This window comes from Aeromonas sp. YN13HZO-058 (assembly GCF_001921245.1).
GTDB classification, from domain to species: domain Bacteria; phylum Pseudomonadota; class Gammaproteobacteria; order Enterobacterales; family Aeromonadaceae; genus Aeromonas; species Aeromonas allosaccharophila.
The window spans coordinates 58,169-74,665 of sequence record NZ_MQSY01000043.1 but is presented as its reverse complement, the minus strand read 5'-3'; the positions used below and the strand labels follow the sequence as shown (position 1 = coordinate 74,665).

The 16,497-nt window shown below is 59.4% G+C and carries 14 protein-coding genes and 3 tRNA genes; 2 read left to right on the top strand and 15 right to left on the bottom strand.

Features of this window, described 5'->3' with window-relative positions; genetic code table 11:
* Positions 1-1,202 precede the first annotated feature (1,202 nt).
* The 11 genes from BSP75_RS10570 to BSP75_RS10520 all read right to left on the bottom strand — a co-directional run bounded on the left by BSP75_RS10570 (position 1,203) and on the right by BSP75_RS10520 (position 11,487).
* A tRNA-Leu gene (locus BSP75_RS10570) sits at positions 1,203-1,289 on the bottom strand.
* Positions 1,290-1,330: 41 nt separating this feature from the next.
* Positions 1,331-1,404, bottom strand: a tRNA-Cys gene (locus tag BSP75_RS10565).
* Positions 1,405-1,439: 35 nt separating this feature from the next.
* Positions 1,440-1,515, bottom strand: a tRNA-Gly gene (locus tag BSP75_RS10560).
* A gap of 181 nt (positions 1,516-1,696) precedes the next feature.
* Complete coding sequence (gene pgsA / locus BSP75_RS10555) at positions 1,697-2,251, bottom strand: CDP-diacylglycerol--glycerol-3-phosphate 3-phosphatidyltransferase (protein WP_075113136.1); 555 nt, start codon at positions 2,249-2,251, stop codon at positions 1,697-1,699.
* A 209-nt stretch (positions 2,252-2,460) separates the two neighbouring features.
* Positions 2,461-4,311, bottom strand: a complete 1,851-nt coding sequence (uvrC, locus tag BSP75_RS10550) for an excinuclease ABC subunit UvrC (protein ID WP_075113135.1) — start codon at positions 4,309-4,311, stop codon at positions 2,461-2,463.
* A 188-nt stretch (positions 4,312-4,499) separates the two neighbouring features.
* Positions 4,500-5,144, bottom strand: coding sequence for a UvrY/SirA/GacA family response regulator transcription factor (gene uvrY / locus BSP75_RS10545; RefSeq protein WP_005337448.1), 645 nt, complete (start codon positions 5,142-5,144; stop codon positions 4,500-4,502).
* A 214-nt stretch (positions 5,145-5,358) separates the two neighbouring features.
* Complete coding sequence (gene kdsB, locus BSP75_RS10540) at positions 5,359-6,108, bottom strand: 3-deoxy-manno-octulosonate cytidylyltransferase (protein ID WP_075113134.1); 750 nt, start codon at positions 6,106-6,108, stop codon at positions 5,359-5,361.
* On the bottom strand, positions 6,105-6,293 hold the full coding sequence (locus BSP75_RS10535) for a Trm112 family protein (RefSeq protein WP_005347033.1): 189 nt from the start codon (positions 6,291-6,293) through the stop codon (positions 6,105-6,107). Before BSP75_RS10535 ends, kdsB begins: the two co-directional genes overlap by 4 nt.
* A 123-nt stretch (positions 6,294-6,416) precedes the next feature.
* The gene (lpxK, locus tag BSP75_RS10530) at positions 6,417-7,418 is read right to left on the bottom strand and encodes a tetraacyldisaccharide 4'-kinase (RefSeq protein ID WP_075113133.1); all 1,002 of its coding nucleotides are present in this window, start codon (positions 7,416-7,418) and stop codon (positions 6,417-6,419) included.
* Complete coding sequence (gene msbA, locus BSP75_RS10525; protein ID WP_075113132.1) at positions 7,418-9,181, bottom strand: lipid A ABC transporter ATP-binding protein/permease MsbA; 1,764 nt, start codon at positions 9,179-9,181, stop codon at positions 7,418-7,420. Before msbA ends, lpxK begins: the two co-directional genes overlap by 1 nt.
* A 104-nt stretch (positions 9,182-9,285) precedes the next feature.
* Positions 9,286-11,487: a DNA internalization-related competence protein ComEC/Rec2 gene (locus BSP75_RS10520; protein WP_075113131.1), complete on the bottom strand. Its 2,202-nt coding sequence runs from the start codon at positions 11,485-11,487 to the stop codon at positions 9,286-9,288.
* Positions 11,488-11,514: 27 nt separating this feature from the next.
* Here BSP75_RS10520 and BSP75_RS10515 point away from each other — a divergent pair, with 27 nt between their 5' ends.
* Entirely contained in the window at positions 11,515-12,033 is a 519-nt protein-coding gene (locus BSP75_RS10515; RefSeq protein ID WP_075113130.1) for a DUF2062 domain-containing protein, read from the top strand.
* The gene (locus BSP75_RS10510) at positions 12,027-12,530 is read left to right on the top strand and encodes a DUF2062 domain-containing protein (protein ID WP_058054008.1); all 504 of its coding nucleotides are present in this window, start codon (positions 12,027-12,029) and stop codon (positions 12,528-12,530) included. Before BSP75_RS10515 ends, BSP75_RS10510 begins: the two co-directional genes overlap by 7 nt.
* A 115-nt stretch (positions 12,531-12,645) precedes the next feature.
* Here the strand turns inward: BSP75_RS10510 and BSP75_RS10505 are convergent, their stop codons facing one another.
* The 4 genes from BSP75_RS10505 to BSP75_RS10490 all read right to left on the bottom strand — a co-directional run bounded on the left by BSP75_RS10505 (position 12,646) and on the right by BSP75_RS10490 (position 16,338).
* Complete coding sequence (locus BSP75_RS10505) at positions 12,646-13,836, bottom strand: amino acid aminotransferase (RefSeq protein WP_075113129.1); 1,191 nt, start codon at positions 13,834-13,836, stop codon at positions 12,646-12,648.
* 145 nt (positions 13,837-13,981) lie between these two features.
* Positions 13,982-14,923, bottom strand: coding sequence for a hypothetical protein (locus BSP75_RS10500; protein ID WP_075113128.1), 942 nt, complete (start codon positions 14,921-14,923; stop codon positions 13,982-13,984).
* A gap of 171 nt (positions 14,924-15,094) precedes the next feature.
* On the bottom strand, positions 15,095-15,967 hold the full coding sequence (hdfR, locus tag BSP75_RS10495) for an HTH-type transcriptional regulator HdfR (protein ID WP_005337525.1): 873 nt from the start codon (positions 15,965-15,967) through the stop codon (positions 15,095-15,097).
* Positions 15,967-16,338 (bottom strand): DUF413 domain-containing protein, encoded by a 372-nt coding sequence (locus BSP75_RS10490; RefSeq protein ID WP_042656085.1) that lies wholly within the window; start codon positions 16,336-16,338, stop codon positions 15,967-15,969. The genes hdfR and BSP75_RS10490 overlap by 1 nt, the downstream gene beginning before the upstream one ends.
* Positions 16,339-16,497: the final 159 nt, after the last annotated feature.

The following is a 16,497-nucleotide window of genomic DNA, read 5'->3' as shown; positions in this document are numbered from 1 at the left end:
AGTTTTTTGGAGTGATGGGCATTTCAAATGCGGACAAAGAGTTCGTGGTGAAGGTGCGATCCACTTGTTCGCACCTTCCCTTTGAGTGTGTTTTGGTCCATTTGCTTACCCACGAAGGTATCCTTTTGAAAAAGTTACTTATTCGTGGGCGGTTACACAATTGGATTTACAGGCTCGCTATAGAAAAAACCATGGGACCTATATCGAGACCCACCAGTTTTGCCGCCCTATTAACGGCCTCTGCAATGAGGGCTGCGTTAAATGGAGCTCTACAGCTATCACGTTCAATAACTACCGGTTTCACTTAGTTGTCACCTTCGTTCCTGTCAGCAATTATCTACCCAAGAAACAACACACTGCTGCTTCAGTATGAAGATCCCACCGGAGGAATCGGCGGTTCCCCCTTAGTAAACGTGAGTTAGTGGTAATTGAACTCGAAATTATTAAAATGGCTCATATGAACCTCCCTTTTAAGAAAACTGTGCTGTCTTCTTGAAGTCAGTTGAAATCGAACAATCAGTTTTTCTAGGCGCTAAAAACCTCCTCGACCGTGAATCCTGCCAGGGAGTCACAGCAACATCTCTGACCTTCAGGCACCAAAGATACAATTCCATACCAGACGTAGGAGCTCACGACCACATTGAAAAGCTGCGCCTTTCAAAAAGCTCTTAGTGAGTCCGTCATTGGCAGGCTCTGCTTCATGTTTGCCTTTACGGTTCGTGGGTTGTTTGTCTTTAGTTCTTTCTTTTCTGCGTCGCGACATATCAACTTTCCTTGATATGAGGGACGCCTAACTCATCGTTTGCCGTGGGTAGGAACGGCAATACTAGATATTGGACCTCTTGCGCTCTACTTCAAGACTCATTGAAAACTACTTTATGGAAGAAATGAGAAGTGGGTTCCAGCTAAACAGAGAGGATTGGCCGGAAGAATAGATCGTTCAGATGGGCGTTTGTGGACACGATGTGGACACATCGCCATGTTGGAAAGCCAAAAAAACTTAAGGCCACCCGCTTGGGTGGCCTTAAGTCATTAAATTCTAAATAGTGCCGAGGTCAGACTCGAACCAATACTGCATTAGCCGGCGAATTTTGCAATCTCTAGGAGAGGCCAGCTCAATAAGCCTTCAATGTGCTGTCGCCACTTTGGCAAAATAAAAAGACCGCTATTTATAGCGGCCTTTTGTAAGTCATTGATTTTAATGGTGCCCGAGGCCGGAATCGAACCGGCACGACGCGAACGTCGAGGGATTTTAAATCCCTTGTGTCTACCGATTTCACCACTCGGGCACCGCAATCGGTATCAAGCTCGCGTGGCGGGCTTGTCAATATGGAGGCACGTTCCGGAGTCGAACCGGACTAAACGGATTTGCAATCCGCTGCATAACCGCTTTGCTAACGCGCCATGCAAAAGAGAGTTGGCTCTCTATTGTCTGAATTTGGAGCGGGAAACGAGACTCGAACTCGCGACCCCGACCTTGGCAAGGTCGTGCTCTACCAACTGAGCTATTCCCGCATTGGTCTGGCTGACTGCCTGACTACGAGGACGCATTCTAGCGATGTTCCTCGCCCAGTCAACCAGAAATATTTAATTAGCTGATCGTTCGGGCATTTTTTGCCCTTTTTGAACAATTTTAACGCCTTTGGCCGTTTCCGGCCTCAAATCACCAGAAACATCACCTTGCGGCGCGGGTGACTCACAGGTTGGCGTGGTGAGTCAGATCGCCCCAGGCAGCCTTCATGTACTGGAACATCGACCAGAAGGTGAGCACGGTGGCGACATAGAGCAGCACATAGGCCAGCCACACCATCCAGACGTTGTATTGCCAGATAAGACCGGTGAGCGACACCATCTGGATCATGGTCTTCCACTTGCCAATCCAGCTGACCGCCACCGAGGAGCGTTTGCCAAGCTCCGCCATCCATTCACGCAGGGCGGAGATGATGATCTCGCGGCCAATCATGGTCATGGCAGGGAGGGTGACCCAGATAGTGTTGTAGTGTTCGACGATCACCACCAGTGCAGCGGCGACCATGATCTTGTCGGCAACCGGGTCGAGAAATGCGCCAAAAGCGGTGGACTGATTGAGCTTGCGAGCCAGATAGCCATCAAACCAGTCGGTGGCGGCGGCCAGGATAAAGATGATGGCCGCAGCCAGATAGGACCATTGATAAGGCAGATAAAACAGGATGACGAAGACGGGAATGAGCAAAATCCGGAAAAACGTCAACAGGTTAGGTATGTTTGTCATTATTTTCAGCCACTTCTTGTACGTCGCAACATAGTGCGCCAAAGCCGATCTGCGATGCAACCGCACTGGCGCCCGTCTTGGTCTTTTTAATCCATCAATCTTCTCAAGATGCGGGGCCATTATGGCATTTACGGCCCCCCCGCGTCACGGCTCTTGTGCATCAAGGGGTTAGCGATTTTGCATGGCTGCCGCCACCGCTGAAAACCTGCTCAGGCACTGTGCAATCCATCATGGATGGTCTGGGCCAGCTCCTGGCTGATGCCGGGCACCTTGGCCAGTTCATCCACGCTCGCCTTTTTCACCTCCTGCAGGCCGCCCAGATACTTGAGCAGTGCCTGACGCCGCTTCGGCCCCACCCCCGGAATATCCTCCAGACTGCTGCTGGTACGGGCCTTGGCACGCCGCGCCCGGTGACCGGTAATGGCAAAACGGTGAGATTCGTCGCGAATATGCTGAATAAGGTGCAAAGCGGGCATATCTGCTGGCAAATGCAGCTCTTCGTGGCTCTCCCCCATGATGAGAGTTTCCAACCCCGCCTTGCGGGTCACCCCCTTGGCAATCCCCACCAGCAGCGGGTATTTGCCGCCGAGGAACTCCAGCTGACGGGCCAGGATCTCTTCGGCGCGACGCAGCTGGCCGAGGCCGCCATCGATAAACAGCACGTCCGGCACCTTGTCCGGCTCCTGCTGTTTGCCAAAGCGGCGCTCCAGCGCCTGCTCCATCGCCGCGTAGTCATCACCACCGGTGATGCCGTCGATGTTGAAACGACGATATTCCGATGAGAGCGGCCCCTCCCGGTTGAACACCACGCAAGAGGCCACCGTGCGCTCCCCCATGGTGTGGGAGATATCGAAACACTCCATGCGGGCGATGGGGCGCTCCAGCTCCAGCAGCTCTTCGAGCTGATCGTAACGAGCGGTCATGGTGCTCTTGTGAGCAAGCCGCGATCGCAGCGCCGTCTCGGCATTGATGGAGGCGAGCTTGATAAAGCGGGCCCGTTCGGCGCGGGTACGGCTCACCACCCGCACCTTGTAGCCAGCGGTCTGGCTCAGGGTCTCGGCGATAACGCTCTCGTCCTCGAGGGCCACATCGAGCAGCACCTCGCTCGGGATCTGTCGCCCACCCTGCCCCGACAGATAGAACTGCAGCAAGAAGGATTGCACCACCTCGTCAAGCTGGGTGTCGGCCGGTACTTTCGGGAAGTAGCTGCGCGAGCCGAGCACCTTGCCCTGACGGATAAAGAGCACGTGGATACAGGCTGCGCCTTGCTCGAAGGCGACCCCCACCACGTCGAGCTCGTCCAGCACGTTGCCGCTCACCGACTGCTGTTCAGTGACCCGGCGCAGCGCCAGGATCTGATCCCGATAGCGGGCCGCCTCTTCAAAGCGCAGATCGCCGCTGGCGGACTCCATCTTGCCCACCAGCTCACCAATCACCTGCTGGTTCTTGCCCGCCAGAAACAGCTTGGCCAGTTCCACCTGCTGGGCATATTCGGCCTCGCTCACCAGCCCGGCTACGCAAGGGCCGGCGCAGCGCTTGAGCTGATAGAGCAGACAGGGACGGGTGCGGTTGGCATAGACCGCATCCTCGCACTGGCGCACCGGGAAGATCTTCTGCATCAGGTGCAGACTCTCGCGCACCGCACCGCCAGAGGGATACGGGCCGAAGTACTCTCCCTTGATCTTGCGGGCACCGCGATGGACGCCGATGCGCGGATGCTGGTGCGCGGTGATGATGATCCAGGGGTAGGATTTGTCGTCCCGCAGCAGCACGTTGTAGCGGGGCTGATACTGCTTGATCAGGTTGTGCTCGAGGATCAGCGCCTCGGTCTCGGTGTGGGTGACAGTGACCTGGATATCGGCGATCTGGCGCACCAGGGTGCGGGTCTTGATGCTATCGACGTTGGTGCGAAAGTAGGAGGCGAGCCGCTTTTTCAGATCCTTGGCCTTGCCGACATAGATCACGGTGCCACCACTGTCATACATGCGGTAGACACCGCTCTGATGGGTGACGGCGCTCAGAAACGCCTTGCTGTCGAAGAGAGGTTCAGACGAGGTCATGCTGGCTCCGGCAACGGGGATCGAGGTGCTGGATCTGGGGGATCGCGGCAAACGGAAGATCGAAAGAGAGGCTCATCGGCAACTCGGCTCAACGGATGAAAGCAGAAGACGGCACAGAGCATACTGCGCCAGGCCGGCAAAAAGCAAAAAGGCGGCACTCGCCGCCTTTATGACCACACGCCACCCGATTACAGGGTATCGGCATCCAGCATGCCATAGCGAATGGCCAGATGGGTCAGTTCCACGTCACCGTTGATCCCCAGCTTGCTGAACAGACGATAGCGGTAGCTGTTAACCGTCTTCGGGCTCAGGTTGAGCTGCTCGGAGATATCGGTCACCTTCTGCCCCTTGGTGATCATCATCATGATCTGCAGCTCGCGCTCGGAGAGGGACTTGAAGGGGTTCTCGTCAGCGGAGGCAAACTGGCTGAGGGCCATCTGCTGGGCAATCTCCGGGGAGATGTAGCGCTGACCGGAGTGCACCAGCCGGATCGCCTGGATCATCTCGTCAGGGGCAGCTCCCTTGGTCAGGTAACCAGCGGCGCCCGCCTGCATCACCTTGGTAGGGAACGGATTTTCTGAATGAATGGTCAGCACTATGATGCGCACATCGGGGCGGATCCGCAGAATTTTGCGGGTCGCTTCCAGACCACCAATACCCGGCATGTTCATGTCCATCAGGATCACGTCCGGATGGTGTTGGCGACAGAACGTAACTGCGGTCTCGCCGCTCTGTGCCTCGCCCACCACCTTGATCCCGCGTACATCTTCAAGAATGCGTCTTATCCCTGTACGCACCAGCTCATGATCATCGACCAGGAATACATTTATCACCCAAACACCCCGTTTTTATCTCGTTTTTTGCCGCCCGGTTAGGGTTAACAGGGCGTCTTGCATCATAACCAAACTCGTCGCTTTGGCAAACCATGCGCGCCAAAAGTTTGAGAAAACCCATGTTTAGCGTTTAAAATCAAATAATTATATAAATTTTCAAAACAAAAAACGGTGCCTTGCGACACCGTTTTTCATGACTTTCGTGCAGTGGCCATCACTTGGCCAAAAATGCGCGTACCTTCTCCAGATCTGCCTGGGTATCCACCCCGACCGGCGGCGCTTCAAGGGCCTGGGCGACATGGATCTTCTCCCCGTACCAGAGCACCCGCAGTTGCTCCAGCGCCTCGACCTGCTCCAGCACGCTCGGTGCCCAGTCTACGTAACGCTGGATAAAGCCGGCGCGATAGGCGTAGATGCCGATATGGCGCTGGTAGTGGTCACCAATCTGCTCGTGACTGTTGGCAAAGCGATCCCGATCCCAGGGAATGCTGGCGCGGCTGAAGTAGAGGGCGTAGCCATCCTTGTCAGTCACCACTTTCACTGCATTGGGATTGAACGCCTCTTCGGCATCCTTAATCGGCACCGACAGGGTCGCCATCGGCGCCGTGGCGGCGGCCAGATTGTCCGCTACCTGACGAATGATGGTGGGCGGAATGAGTGGCTCATCCCCCTGCACGTTGACGATGATGGTATCGGCGGCAAAGCCGTAGTGACGGCACACCTCGGCCAGACGCTCGGTGCCGGACTGGTGATCCGGTGAGGTCATGCACACCTCGACGCCGGTGCTCTGCAGCGCCTGCTGCACCCGGGCATCGTCAGTGGCGACAATCACCCGATCGGCACCCGACTGCAGGGCCTTCTCCACCACGTGTTGCACCATGGGCTTGCCATGGATATCCGCCAGCGGCTTGCCCGGCAGACGGGTTGACGCATAGCGGGCAGGAATAACGACGACGAAACTCATGACGGCAGCTCATCGCTGTTGAGCGGACGGGCACGGTTCTCCAGCAGCACCGGGATCCCCTCTTCCAGCGGATAGGCCAGCTTGTCGAAGCGACAGACCAACTCATGAACTGCTTTGTTGTAATGCAGCTTACCCTTGCAGACCGGGCAGGCGATAATGTCGAGCAACTTGATGTCCAAAGCCAAAACGATACTCCTTCAACGATGTCGCGCTGGCGGCTTCATCACGCCAGCGATGGATGTCGAGCAACCAGATATTCCATACGGGACCGCTATTGGTCCACTTCTCCCCCGCTCAGGCGAGAGAGACTAATCTTGTGTCTTGGTTACGCCTTGCGCCTTTCCACTCGTGCTCAGCTTGTGCAGCAGGGTATCGAGCAAGGAGGCGGGCAACTCTGCGCTCACCGGCAGATACCACCAGTTTTCTAGGGCAAACGAACTGCACTTGACCGCATCCTTCTCGGTCATCAGCAGCGGCTTGCAGGCAAAGCGGCCCACCAGCTCATCCCGATCGAAGGGGTGATGATCGCCGTAGGCTGCCTGCTGATCCAGCTGGTAGCCGAGCCCCTCAAGGGTGGCAAAGAAGCGGGGCGGATGACCGATCCCCGCCAGCGCATCAACCGGACCCGACAAGGGGGCGGCCAGCGGTGCATCGTCGCACACCCGACGCGGGGTGTCGGCAACCAGTTGCATGGGGTACTCCCCCTTGCCCGGCTCGCCGCCGTTGCAGATGATGGCATCCACCCGCTTGAGACGAGTGACCGGCTCGCGCAGCGGCCCCATCGGCAGCAGGCAGGCGTTGCCGAAACGGCGGGCACCATCCACCACCACCAGTTCGATGTCGCGGGCCAGCGCATAGTGCTGCAGGCCATCGTCGGTGATGATGATATCCACCTCACCGCTTTGCTCCAGCAGTCGTACCGCATCGGCCCGTTTCGGGGCGACCACTACCGGACAGCCGCAGCGCCGGGCAATCAATACCGGCTCATCCCCCGCCTGCGCCGTGGTGCTGGCGGCATCGAGCCGATACGGGTAATGGGGCGCCTTGCCACCATAACCACGGCTCACCACCCCGGGACGATAGCCACGAGCTTGCAACTGCTCCACCAGCCAGACCACCACCGGCGTCTTGCCGTTGCCGCCCACCGAAATATTGCCCACCACGATCACCGGCAAGGAGGCGCGATACCCCTTGCGCCAGCCGTGGCGATAGGCGTAGCGGCGGGTGCCGCTGATGATGGCAAACAGCAGGGCAAAGGGGGCCAGCAACCAGCGCCAGCCACTCTTTGCATACCAGAGCCGTTCCAGCATCAGGCCTTGTTTCCCGCGTTACCAAACTGAATGGCACGCAGCTGGGCATAAGTGCCACGCTGCTCCATCAATGCTTCGTGGTTACCGCGCTCGACGATATGGCCTTCGTCGATCACCAGGATCTCGTCCGCCTTCTCGATAGTGGAGAGGCGGTGGGCGATCACCAGCGAGGTACGGGCCTTGCAAAGCTCGTCGATGGCCGCCTGAATGTGGCGCTCGGACTCGGTATCGAGGGCCGAGGTGGCCTCATCCAGCAGCAGAACCGGCGCATCGCGCAGCAGGGCGCGGGCGATAGCGACTCGCTGGCGCTGACCGCCGGAGAGGGACGCGCCATTCTCACCAACCACGGTGTCGTACCCCAGCGGCATCTTGCTGACGAACTCGTCGGCATGGGCGATGCGAGCGGCCTGCACAATCTGGTCGCGGCTGTACTTGTCTTCTGCCGCGTAGGCGATGTTGTTGGCCACCGAGTCGTTGAACAGGTGGACATGCTGGGAGACCAGCGCGTACTGCTTGCGCAGCTCGCTCAACTTGTATTCGCGGATATTCACGCCATCCAGCAGGATCTCGCCCTGATCGATGTCATAAAAGCGAGTCAGCAGGCTGGCGATGGTGCTCTTGCCGGAGCCGGAACGGCCCACCAGCGCCACCGATTTACCCGCCTCCACCTTGAAGCTGACGTTGTGCAGCGCCGGGGTATCCTTGGTCGGATAGGTGAAGGTGACGTTGCGAAACTCGATCTCGCCGCGGGCACGCTCCAGAGTGAGCGTGCCGGTATCCTGTTCCGGCTCGCTGTCGAGCAGGCCGAAGAGGCTGTGGCAGGCGGTGATGGCGCGCTGGAACTGGTTGTTGACGTCGGTCAGGCTTTTCAGCGGCTTGAGCAGCATCATCATGGAGGTGATCATGACGGTAAACGTACCGGCAGTCAGTGTTGATTTGACGCTGTCAATGGTCGCGACGTAGAGGAAGGCAGCCAGCGCGATGGAGGCAACCATCTGCACCACCGGACTGCCGATGGCATCGGCGGCGACCATCTTCATGGTCTGCTGACGCATGTTGTTGCTGACCTGGAAGAAGCGCTTCTCTTCAACCTTCTGGCCACCAAACATCAGCACCTCTTTGTGCCCTTTGAGCATCTGCTCGGTGGAAGTGGTGATATCCCCTACCGCCTGCTGGATGTGACGGCTGATCTGGCGGAAACGGCGGCTGATAAGGCCGATGATAATCCCCACCAGCGGGCCAACCACCAGGAAGATCACCGACAGTTGCCAGGAGTGCCAGAACATCAGGCCGAGCAGGCCGACCACGGTCGCCCCTTCCCGCACCAGGGTCACGAGCGTGGTGCTCGCCGCCGAGGAGACCTGACTGGCGTCATAGGTCACCTTGGAGAGCAGATGACCGGTGTTCTGACGGTCGAAGAAGCTCATCGGCATCGCCACCATGTGATTGAACACCTGCTGTTGCAGACGCATCACTACGTGGTTGCCGACCCAGGCCATGCAGTAGTTGGAGAGAAAGTTGGCAACACCGCGCAGGGCCACGATGCCGAGGACGAAGAAGGGCATCCATTTCAAGACGGTGCTGTCGTTGCCATTAATGCCCTGATCGATCAGCGGCTTGATGGAGTAGACAAAGGTGGTATCCACGGCGGCGTAGCCCAGCATCCCGATGATGCCACCGACCAGGCCCAGCTTGCGATCACGGACATAACCGAGCAGGCGTCGGAATACAGGCCAGCTCTCTTGTGAGGTTTCTTGTTGCATGAATAGCCGTTAGTAATGGAAATGACGGGCTATTCTAGCCAAAGCGCAGGATTACACCAAGCGTCGCCACCGATATAGAATCCATCCGCGGCGGAAATGACGGATTATTGCTCAAACCACGCTCGTGGTCGCCACCACTCGCCACCGCGCCGATACCAGGGCCCCTGATCACGCTCGGCAGTGACACTCAAGCCCGCTGCGGTGGGTTCGACCAGAATCGCCCCTTGCTGACCGGTGATCCACTGGCGGGCATCCCGATAGCGGGCCACCACATCGGGACGGGGAAAGCCCCATTGATTCATAAAGCCGGCGCTGTGGATCACCTCCTGCGCCGCTACCGCCGCGACAAACGGGGGAGTTGAGGAGGTGCGACTACCATGATGGGGGCTCACCAGCAAGGTGCTGGCCAACCCATCTCCCTCCAGCGCCACCAGTCGCTGCTCGGCCTGCCGCTCGATATCGGCACTGAGCAACACGCTGCGCTTCCCATCGCTGATGCGCACCACGCAACCATCGTTATTGTGCCCGCCGCCGGGGTGTTCGGGCCAGAGCACCGTAAACGCGAGCCCTTGCCAATTCCACTGTTGCCCACGCTGGCAAAGGGTGGTTCCCTCGCTGAAGGGGTAGGAGGAGAGCTCGTGACGCACCGGCATGGCGCTGAGCAGTCGCTTGCGATTGCCGGCATGGTCCCGATCCTTGTGGCTGATAATGAGGCGATCGATGACCCGGATCCCCAGATGGCTCAACTGGGGCAGGATCACCACATCCGCCATGTTGTAGCCGCCGGGATAGCGATCGCCAGTGTCATAGAGGATGGCGCGATCCCCCTTGCTAATCAGCACCGCCAATCCCTGCCCCACATCCATCACCCTCAGTTGCCAGCGAACCGGGGAAGGCCAGAGCGCCAGCAACAGCGCACAACCCCCCGGTAGCCAGAGCCAGCGTGCCGGGCGCCACTGCGAGGCGAACCAGAGCAGCAACAGCAGGGTGCAGAGCGGCAGCCACCAGCCGGGCAGTGGCCACCACAGTTGCAGTTGTTCGGAAAGCCAATTCAGGATCGTAAGCACCCAACCGAGCACCAGATCCGCCAGCCAGAACAGACCATAGGCGAGCGAGGTGGAGAGCCGCGCCAGCAGCACACCGATCAGCGCCAGCGGAATAATGGCGATACAAAAGAGCGGCACCGCCAGCAGGTTGATCACCATGGCCAGCGGCGCTATCCCCTCGAACAACGCCAGCTGCAGCGGCAGCAGACCGAGCAGCAGCCAGAGCTGGATCTGCCACAGCCCCGGCTTGTCGTGGAGGTATCCCACCAGCAGCAGGATGGCCACCGCCAGAAACGAGAGCCAGAAACCGGCCGAATAGAGGGCAAAGGGATCCCTGAGGGTCAATACCACAAAGGCCCACAGCCAGATACGCCAGGCAGGCCACTCCCGTCGGCTCCAGCGCAGCACACTCCACACCAGCACCATGATCAGGGCCCGCTCGGTGGCCACCGCAAACCCCGCCAATGCGCTGTAGACGGCGGCAAACAGCAGGGAGGTGATAATGGCGCCGCGCAGGCCAAACAGCCTGCCCAACCACCACCCGAGCACCGCCACCAGCGCGATGTGCTGCCCTGAAATAGCGATGATATGGGTCAGGCCGCTACCGCGAAACCGCTCCCACTGGGCATCCGTGATGCCACTCTGCTCGCCAAAAGTGAGCGCCGCCAGTAAGGGATCATGGTCAAGAGTGCGCCAACTATCGGTCGCTGCGTCCAACCAGCGTTCGCGCCAGCCCGGTGCAGCCTGATGAATGTCGATCACCCGGCGCAAATTGCCGGTGGCGGTGATCCCCTTGCCCAGCAGCAGACGCCGCCCATCCAGCCCCGCCTCGTTGGCAAGGCCATGAGCCGGTTTCAACGAGGTCACCAGCGAGATCCTGCTGCCCACTGTCATGGCGGGCAACGCCTGATAGGCATTGACCCGGATCAGGGGCTCAGGTGTCACCGGTTGCTCGTCAAGGGTGCTCACCCGCAGCAACAGCCGGACAAATTTATCCCCCTCGGGCTCTGCACTTTGCAGCTGTGCGGTTATCATGTGGCTCGTCTGATCGCCCAATCGCTCCAGCCAGGCCAGTCGATAAGCAAGATTGGCCTGCATCCAGAGGATGCCGAGCAGGAGAAACAACCACCGCCAGGCACGGCAATATGCAAGGGGGATCAGCAGGGACAGCAACAGGCCCCCCCATGCGAGTGAAGGTAACCATGGCCAGAGCAGTGAGGAGCTTGCCCCCAGGGCAAACGACAACAGACGCAGATCCATGGAGCAAGTATTTAGCAAGGTTTCAATATGCCCAAACGACTCATAAAACGCTGGATGCCCGATCAGCAAACCCTGAAAGAACACAAGCACTTGCGACTGTTCGGCAAACTGCTGCTCGATGCCAACCTCTGGCACCTCAATCGCCGCTCGGCCGCGGGTGCATTTGCGGTGGGCCTGTTCATGGCTTGGGTGCCGCTCCCCTGCCAGATGCTGCTGGCCGCCGGTGGCGCCATCCTGTGCCGGGTCAATCTGCCGCTCTCGGTGGCGCTGGTCTGGCTCTCCAATCCCTTTACCATGCCGCCCCTGCTCTATGGCGCCTATCTGGTGGGTTGCCAGCTGCTGGGACATTCAGCGCAGCAGATAGAGATTGAGTTCACCTGGGAGTGGCTGGTCTCGGTACTAGGCACAGTAGCACCGCCGCTGTTGCTGGGCTCGCTGATCCTGGCCCTGCTGAGTTCCCTTATCGGTTACACCCTGATCCGCACCTTCTGGCGGATCAGCACGGTGCGCCAGTGGCAAAAACGCAAGATGACCCGCGCATGCTGAGTCGCTGGTTTGCCCGCTTCAAGCTCGATCCCGACACCCTGCGCCAGCAGAAGTGGTTTGCCCTATTTGGTGAACGGCTGCTTGCTCCGGCCCTCTGGCAAGGGGGTACTCGCGCCCTGAGTGGCGCGGTAGCGGCCGGGATCTTCGCCTGCTGGTTCCCCATCCCGATGCACTCGCTCATCGCGGTCGGGCTGGCGCTGGCATTCAGCCTCAACCTGCCGCTGGCGCTGCTGGCAGTCTGGTTCAACAATCCGCTGACCCTGCCATTCATGTATCTCTACGCCTATCGCACCGGCTGTCTGGTGTTGCACCAGACGCCGGAGCCCTTCCACCTCAGCTGGACCCTCCACTGGCTGGAGCAGGAGGCGGCAACCCTGGTGCCCCCCTTCCTGCTCGGCAGCCTGCTGCTGGCGGTGTTGACCGCCCTGAGCGGCGGCGCCCTGACCGCGCTGCTGCTGCAACTGCGCAAACAGTGGCAAGGCGCCCGCCACCGCTGAGTCGCCTTCCCCTTGTTTGGCGATCAGCCGTTGGCGATCAAAAAAGCCCGTCACCAAGGTGACGGGCTTTTTCATGGCATAGTGCCGCATAGTGCCAGAGCACAAGGCGATGCGGTTACAGCACCTTGGCGATGGCCTCGCACAGGGGATCGATGTTGGCACGGGTGATCCCGGCCACGCTGATCCGACCGGAGCCGACGATGTAGATGGCAAACTCGCTCTTGAGCTGTTCAACCTGATCCTTGGAGAGACCGGAGAAGGAGAACATGCCGTTCTGCTCGCGGATAAAGCTGAAATCCTGGCTCACGCCGAGGGCAGCCAACTTCTCTACCAGCAGCTCGCGCATCTCGCGAATACGCACCCGCATGGCAGCCACTTCTTCGACCCACTCGGCATAGAGAGCCGGATCGCTCACCACGGCGGTGACCACAGCGGCGCCGTGTGACGGCGGGTTGGAGTAGTTGGCACGGATCACGGTCTTGACCTGGGTGAAGGCCACATCGGCGATCTCTTTGGTCGCGCTGACCAGCGTGAAGGCACCGACCCGCTCGTTGTAGAGGCCGAAGTTCTTGGAGAAGGAGCTCGCCACCAGCAGCTCGTCATGGCACTCGGCGAAGATACGCAGACCTTCGGCATCCTCTTCGATCCCACGGGCAAAACCCTGATAGGCGAAGTCAAACAGCGGCAGCCAGCCCGCGGCTGCGCTCTGCTTGGCCAGTGCGCGCCACTGATCGCTGGTGGGGTCGATACCGGTCGGGTTGTGGCAGCAACCGTGCAGCAGCACCAGTTCACCCGGCTGAACCTCAGCCAGCGAAGCCTGCATAGCGGCAAAGTCGAGCCCCTTGGTGGCGGCGTCGTAGTACTTGTACCACTTGACGGTCAGGCCAGCGGCCTGGAATACACTGACGTGGTTGGCCCAGGTGGGATCGGAGATCCAGATGGTCTTGGCCAGACCGTTGCGCACCACGAATTCGGCCGCGATACGCAGGGCACCGGTACCGCCCGGCGCTTGCGCGGTCTTGGCGCGGCCACTGGCAACCAGCGCAGAATGTTGCCCGAACAGCAGTTGCTGCACGATGCGGCCATATTCGATATTGCCTTCAATACCGAGGTAGTTCTTGGTCTTCTCGTCGGTCAGCAGCTTCTGCTCGGCTTTCTTGACGCAGTGAAGAATGGGGGTGGCACCGGACTCGTCCTTGTAGATCCCTACGCCCAGATTGATCTTGTGGCTGCGAGAGTCAGCGCGGAAGGCTTCGGTCAGGCCCAGGATCGGATCCGCTGGGGCGGCAACAACCTTTTCAAACATGGTATTCCCTGTATTCCGTTGAGTTCGTTGGGTGGCAAAGCGGCTTGATAAACAAAAGCGCTCATCTGGCGAGCGCTTCGTCAACTCTTTATATCACCGCGTTCAATGAGGGAAAACCGCTTTTTGGCTCGCTTTCAGGCCAATTTCAACCAACGGCATGCCACGCTGGCGCCAGCGCGCACACCTCGGCCGACAAGCCACCATTGGACTCAACCAAACCGCTACAAACTGCTAACAATGACTTGGGGATCCGGCTCGGTTCCCAGGGCCGAGCCTCAGTCAAAGGTTGGGTATACGCGCTGAGGATGGGGGCCAGATCACGGGGCAACCACCAGCTGGCCGGACGACCCAGCCGCTGGGCCAGCGCCTGCAGTCGATCCACCCCAGCAGGGTCGAGGGCGGTGAGATGGCTCCACAGCACATTGGGGGGCAAGGCGGCCACTACCTGCTGCAAGGCAAGGGGTGACGATGGGGGGGCCCACACCAGCAAGGTACCCGTATCAAGGGGCAGTTCGGCAAAGGCGCCGACGCTGTCGGTGGTGATCACCCGCTCGATATTCCCCTCCCCCCACAAGATCTTGCCAAGACCCGCCAGAGTGCGCTCGGGCAGGGCCACCTCCCCCAGTGCCTGCAACCAGGGGGCAGCATCGAGCAGGGTGCCACCGCTGAAAAAGAGGCTGAACGGCTGGACGGCGCGCAAGCGCAACAGCTGATCGGCACAGAGCCGGATCCCCTTGTCCTCAAAATCGATCTGCTCGTTGGGGGTAAAGTTCACCTCTGACTTGCGATAGAGCGCCGCCAGCACCCGCTCGTTGACCTGCTCACCCAATTGCCAACCCTGAGCATGCAACCATTCCTCGGGCTCGGGGGGGGCGGTGGCGATCTCGGCCAGCATAAGCTCGCGGGTGAGATAGCGCCGTCCGGCCGGGGTGAGTTCATAGCTGTGGCTGCCATGGGCGAGCAACAGCTGGTTATCCTTGAGCAGGCCCACCAGCGGTTGCCATTGGCGGCCACGGATCACCACAGGCGAGTGGCTCAGCAACTGCTGCGCCAGCGCCCGCCATTCGGGGTGACTAAAGTCGATCAATTACAATCCATCCCTGTCAGTGCTCAATCGGATAAACAGCCTGAAAAGGTACCGTTACCGGCCGATGACGCCAAGCCTCCCGCGCCAATTACGTGACCTTGCTCCCTGCAATTTTCCCCAAACGGAAGAGCCCACCGTGGGGTGGGCTCTTCCTTGGATAACACTCGACGCTTATTCGACGTTGAGGCGCAGCTCGGCATCGTGCCAACCCAGTGGCAGGGTCAGCAGCTGATCGATCAGCTCCCGGCGATCAGATTTCTCCAGATAGGCGAGATAGAGCGGACGGCTCAGCGGCTGGCCCCCCTCCACCAGATGGAGCGCCCCTTTCTCGAGGAAGGGGCTGACCATCCGCCGGGGCAAGTAGGCAGCACCACCGTTGGCCAACACGAATTGCAACGCCATGCTGGCGGAGCTGGAGTGCAGCACCGGAGTCTTTTGCAGGCTCTGCAAGCGACTGGGTTGCGGCTCGAAGCTGGTGCCCCAATCGAGGTGGATGTGCGGCATCTGCATCAGGTTGTCGGCATTGGCGGCCGGATCCCGGCTCACCAGCTCGAACACCAGCTCACCGATGGGATGCAGGGCGATCTCGTCGATCTTGGTGGGCTCGGAGAGCAGGGCCAGATCGAGGGAGCGCTCCAGCAACTGGCGGCAGAGGTGCTCGCGGGAGGCGGTTTCCAGCCGCACCGCCAAACCGGGAGCCAGCGCATAGATGTGATTGAGCCAGTCGTTGAAATCGAGCTCCCAGAACACCGCGGGCGCGCCGATGGCCAACTGCTGGCTGAATCCTGGCGAGAGCGCCACATCCTGCTTGGCACGACCAAGGGTGTGCAAGATAGCGTCTGCGTAGGGCAGCAGACGCTCACCGGAGGCGGTCAGGCGGATATTGTTGCGATGACGGGCAAACAGACTGACACCCAGTTGCTGCTCTAGCTGGCGGATCCGGAAACTCACCGCCGACTGGGTCAAGTAGAGATTTTCAGCAGCCCGGCCAAAATGCCGGGTCTTGCTGACCTCGATAAAGGTCCGAAGCAGCTCGGTATCCATTAATCGATGGACTCGTCACTGCCACCACCGCTGCCACCACCGACATCAAAGCTGGCACCACCGCTGCTCTCTTCGCTGGCACCACCAACGACGGTGCAGAGGCGATGAACGCGCTTGGGACCGATCACCTTGAGGTATTTGAACCACACCTTGGCATGGGGGTTGGCACCGGCCGCGCCGGACTTGACCTGCTCGACGAAGGCGGACTCGACATCGTCACGGGGAGTCAGATTGCCCTGATAGAGAGCCAGCATGGCGGTACCATACTTTTCCAGACTGTCCGCTTCGGCCACAGTGAATTCACCACTGCGACGCAGGCCACGGGGAAAATGTTTGAAGTCGTTGAAACGCTTGTCTGATTCGAAGCTCATAGTGCTCTTTTTCTGGTTAGTTTGACCTTTGCGGGCAAGTATCATCAGGCCATCGCCGAGTGCAAAATCAATTTTCTCACTATATTAATAAATATCTTTTATCGAAGTCACTTTGCCCCATAGCTGGCGCCGATTTTGTGGCAGAGCACACAAAAATCG

Excerpts from the sequence above, each read along its gene's own strand:
- BSP75_RS10505 (WP_075113129.1), bottom strand. The coding sequence starts at position 13,836 with ATGTTTGAAAAGGTTGTTGCCGCCCCAGCGGATCCGATCCTGGGCCTG.
- msbA (WP_075113132.1), bottom strand. The coding sequence starts at position 9,181 with ATGCAACAAGAAACCTCACAAGAGAGCTGGCCTGTATTCCGACGCCTG.
- uvrC (WP_075113135.1), bottom strand. The coding sequence starts at position 4,311 with ATGACCTCGTCTGAACCTCTCTTCGACAGCAAGGCGTTTCTGAGCGCC.
- kdsB (WP_075113134.1), bottom strand. The coding sequence starts at position 6,108 with ATGAGTTTCGTCGTCGTTATTCCTGCCCGCTATGCGTCAACCCGTCTG.
- hdfR (WP_005337525.1), bottom strand. The coding sequence starts at position 15,967 with ATGGATACCGAGCTGCTTCGGACCTTTATCGAGGTCAGCAAGACCCGG.
- pgsA (WP_075113136.1), bottom strand. The coding sequence starts at position 2,251 with ATGACAAACATACCTAACCTGTTGACGTTTTTCCGGATTTTGCTCATT.
- lpxK (WP_075113133.1), bottom strand. The coding sequence starts at position 7,418 with ATGCTGGAACGGCTCTGGTATGCAAAGAGTGGCTGGCGCTGGTTGCTG.
- BSP75_RS10515 (WP_075113130.1), top strand. The coding sequence starts at position 11,515 with ATGCCCAAACGACTCATAAAACGCTGGATGCCCGATCAGCAAACCCTG.
- BSP75_RS10490 (WP_042656085.1), bottom strand. The coding sequence starts at position 16,338 with ATGAGCTTCGAATCAGACAAGCGTTTCAACGACTTCAAACATTTTCCC.
- BSP75_RS10510 (WP_058054008.1), top strand. The coding sequence starts at position 12,027 with ATGCTGAGTCGCTGGTTTGCCCGCTTCAAGCTCGATCCCGACACCCTG.
- BSP75_RS10520 (WP_075113131.1), bottom strand. The coding sequence starts at position 11,487 with ATGGATCTGCGTCTGTTGTCGTTTGCCCTGGGGGCAAGCTCCTCACTG.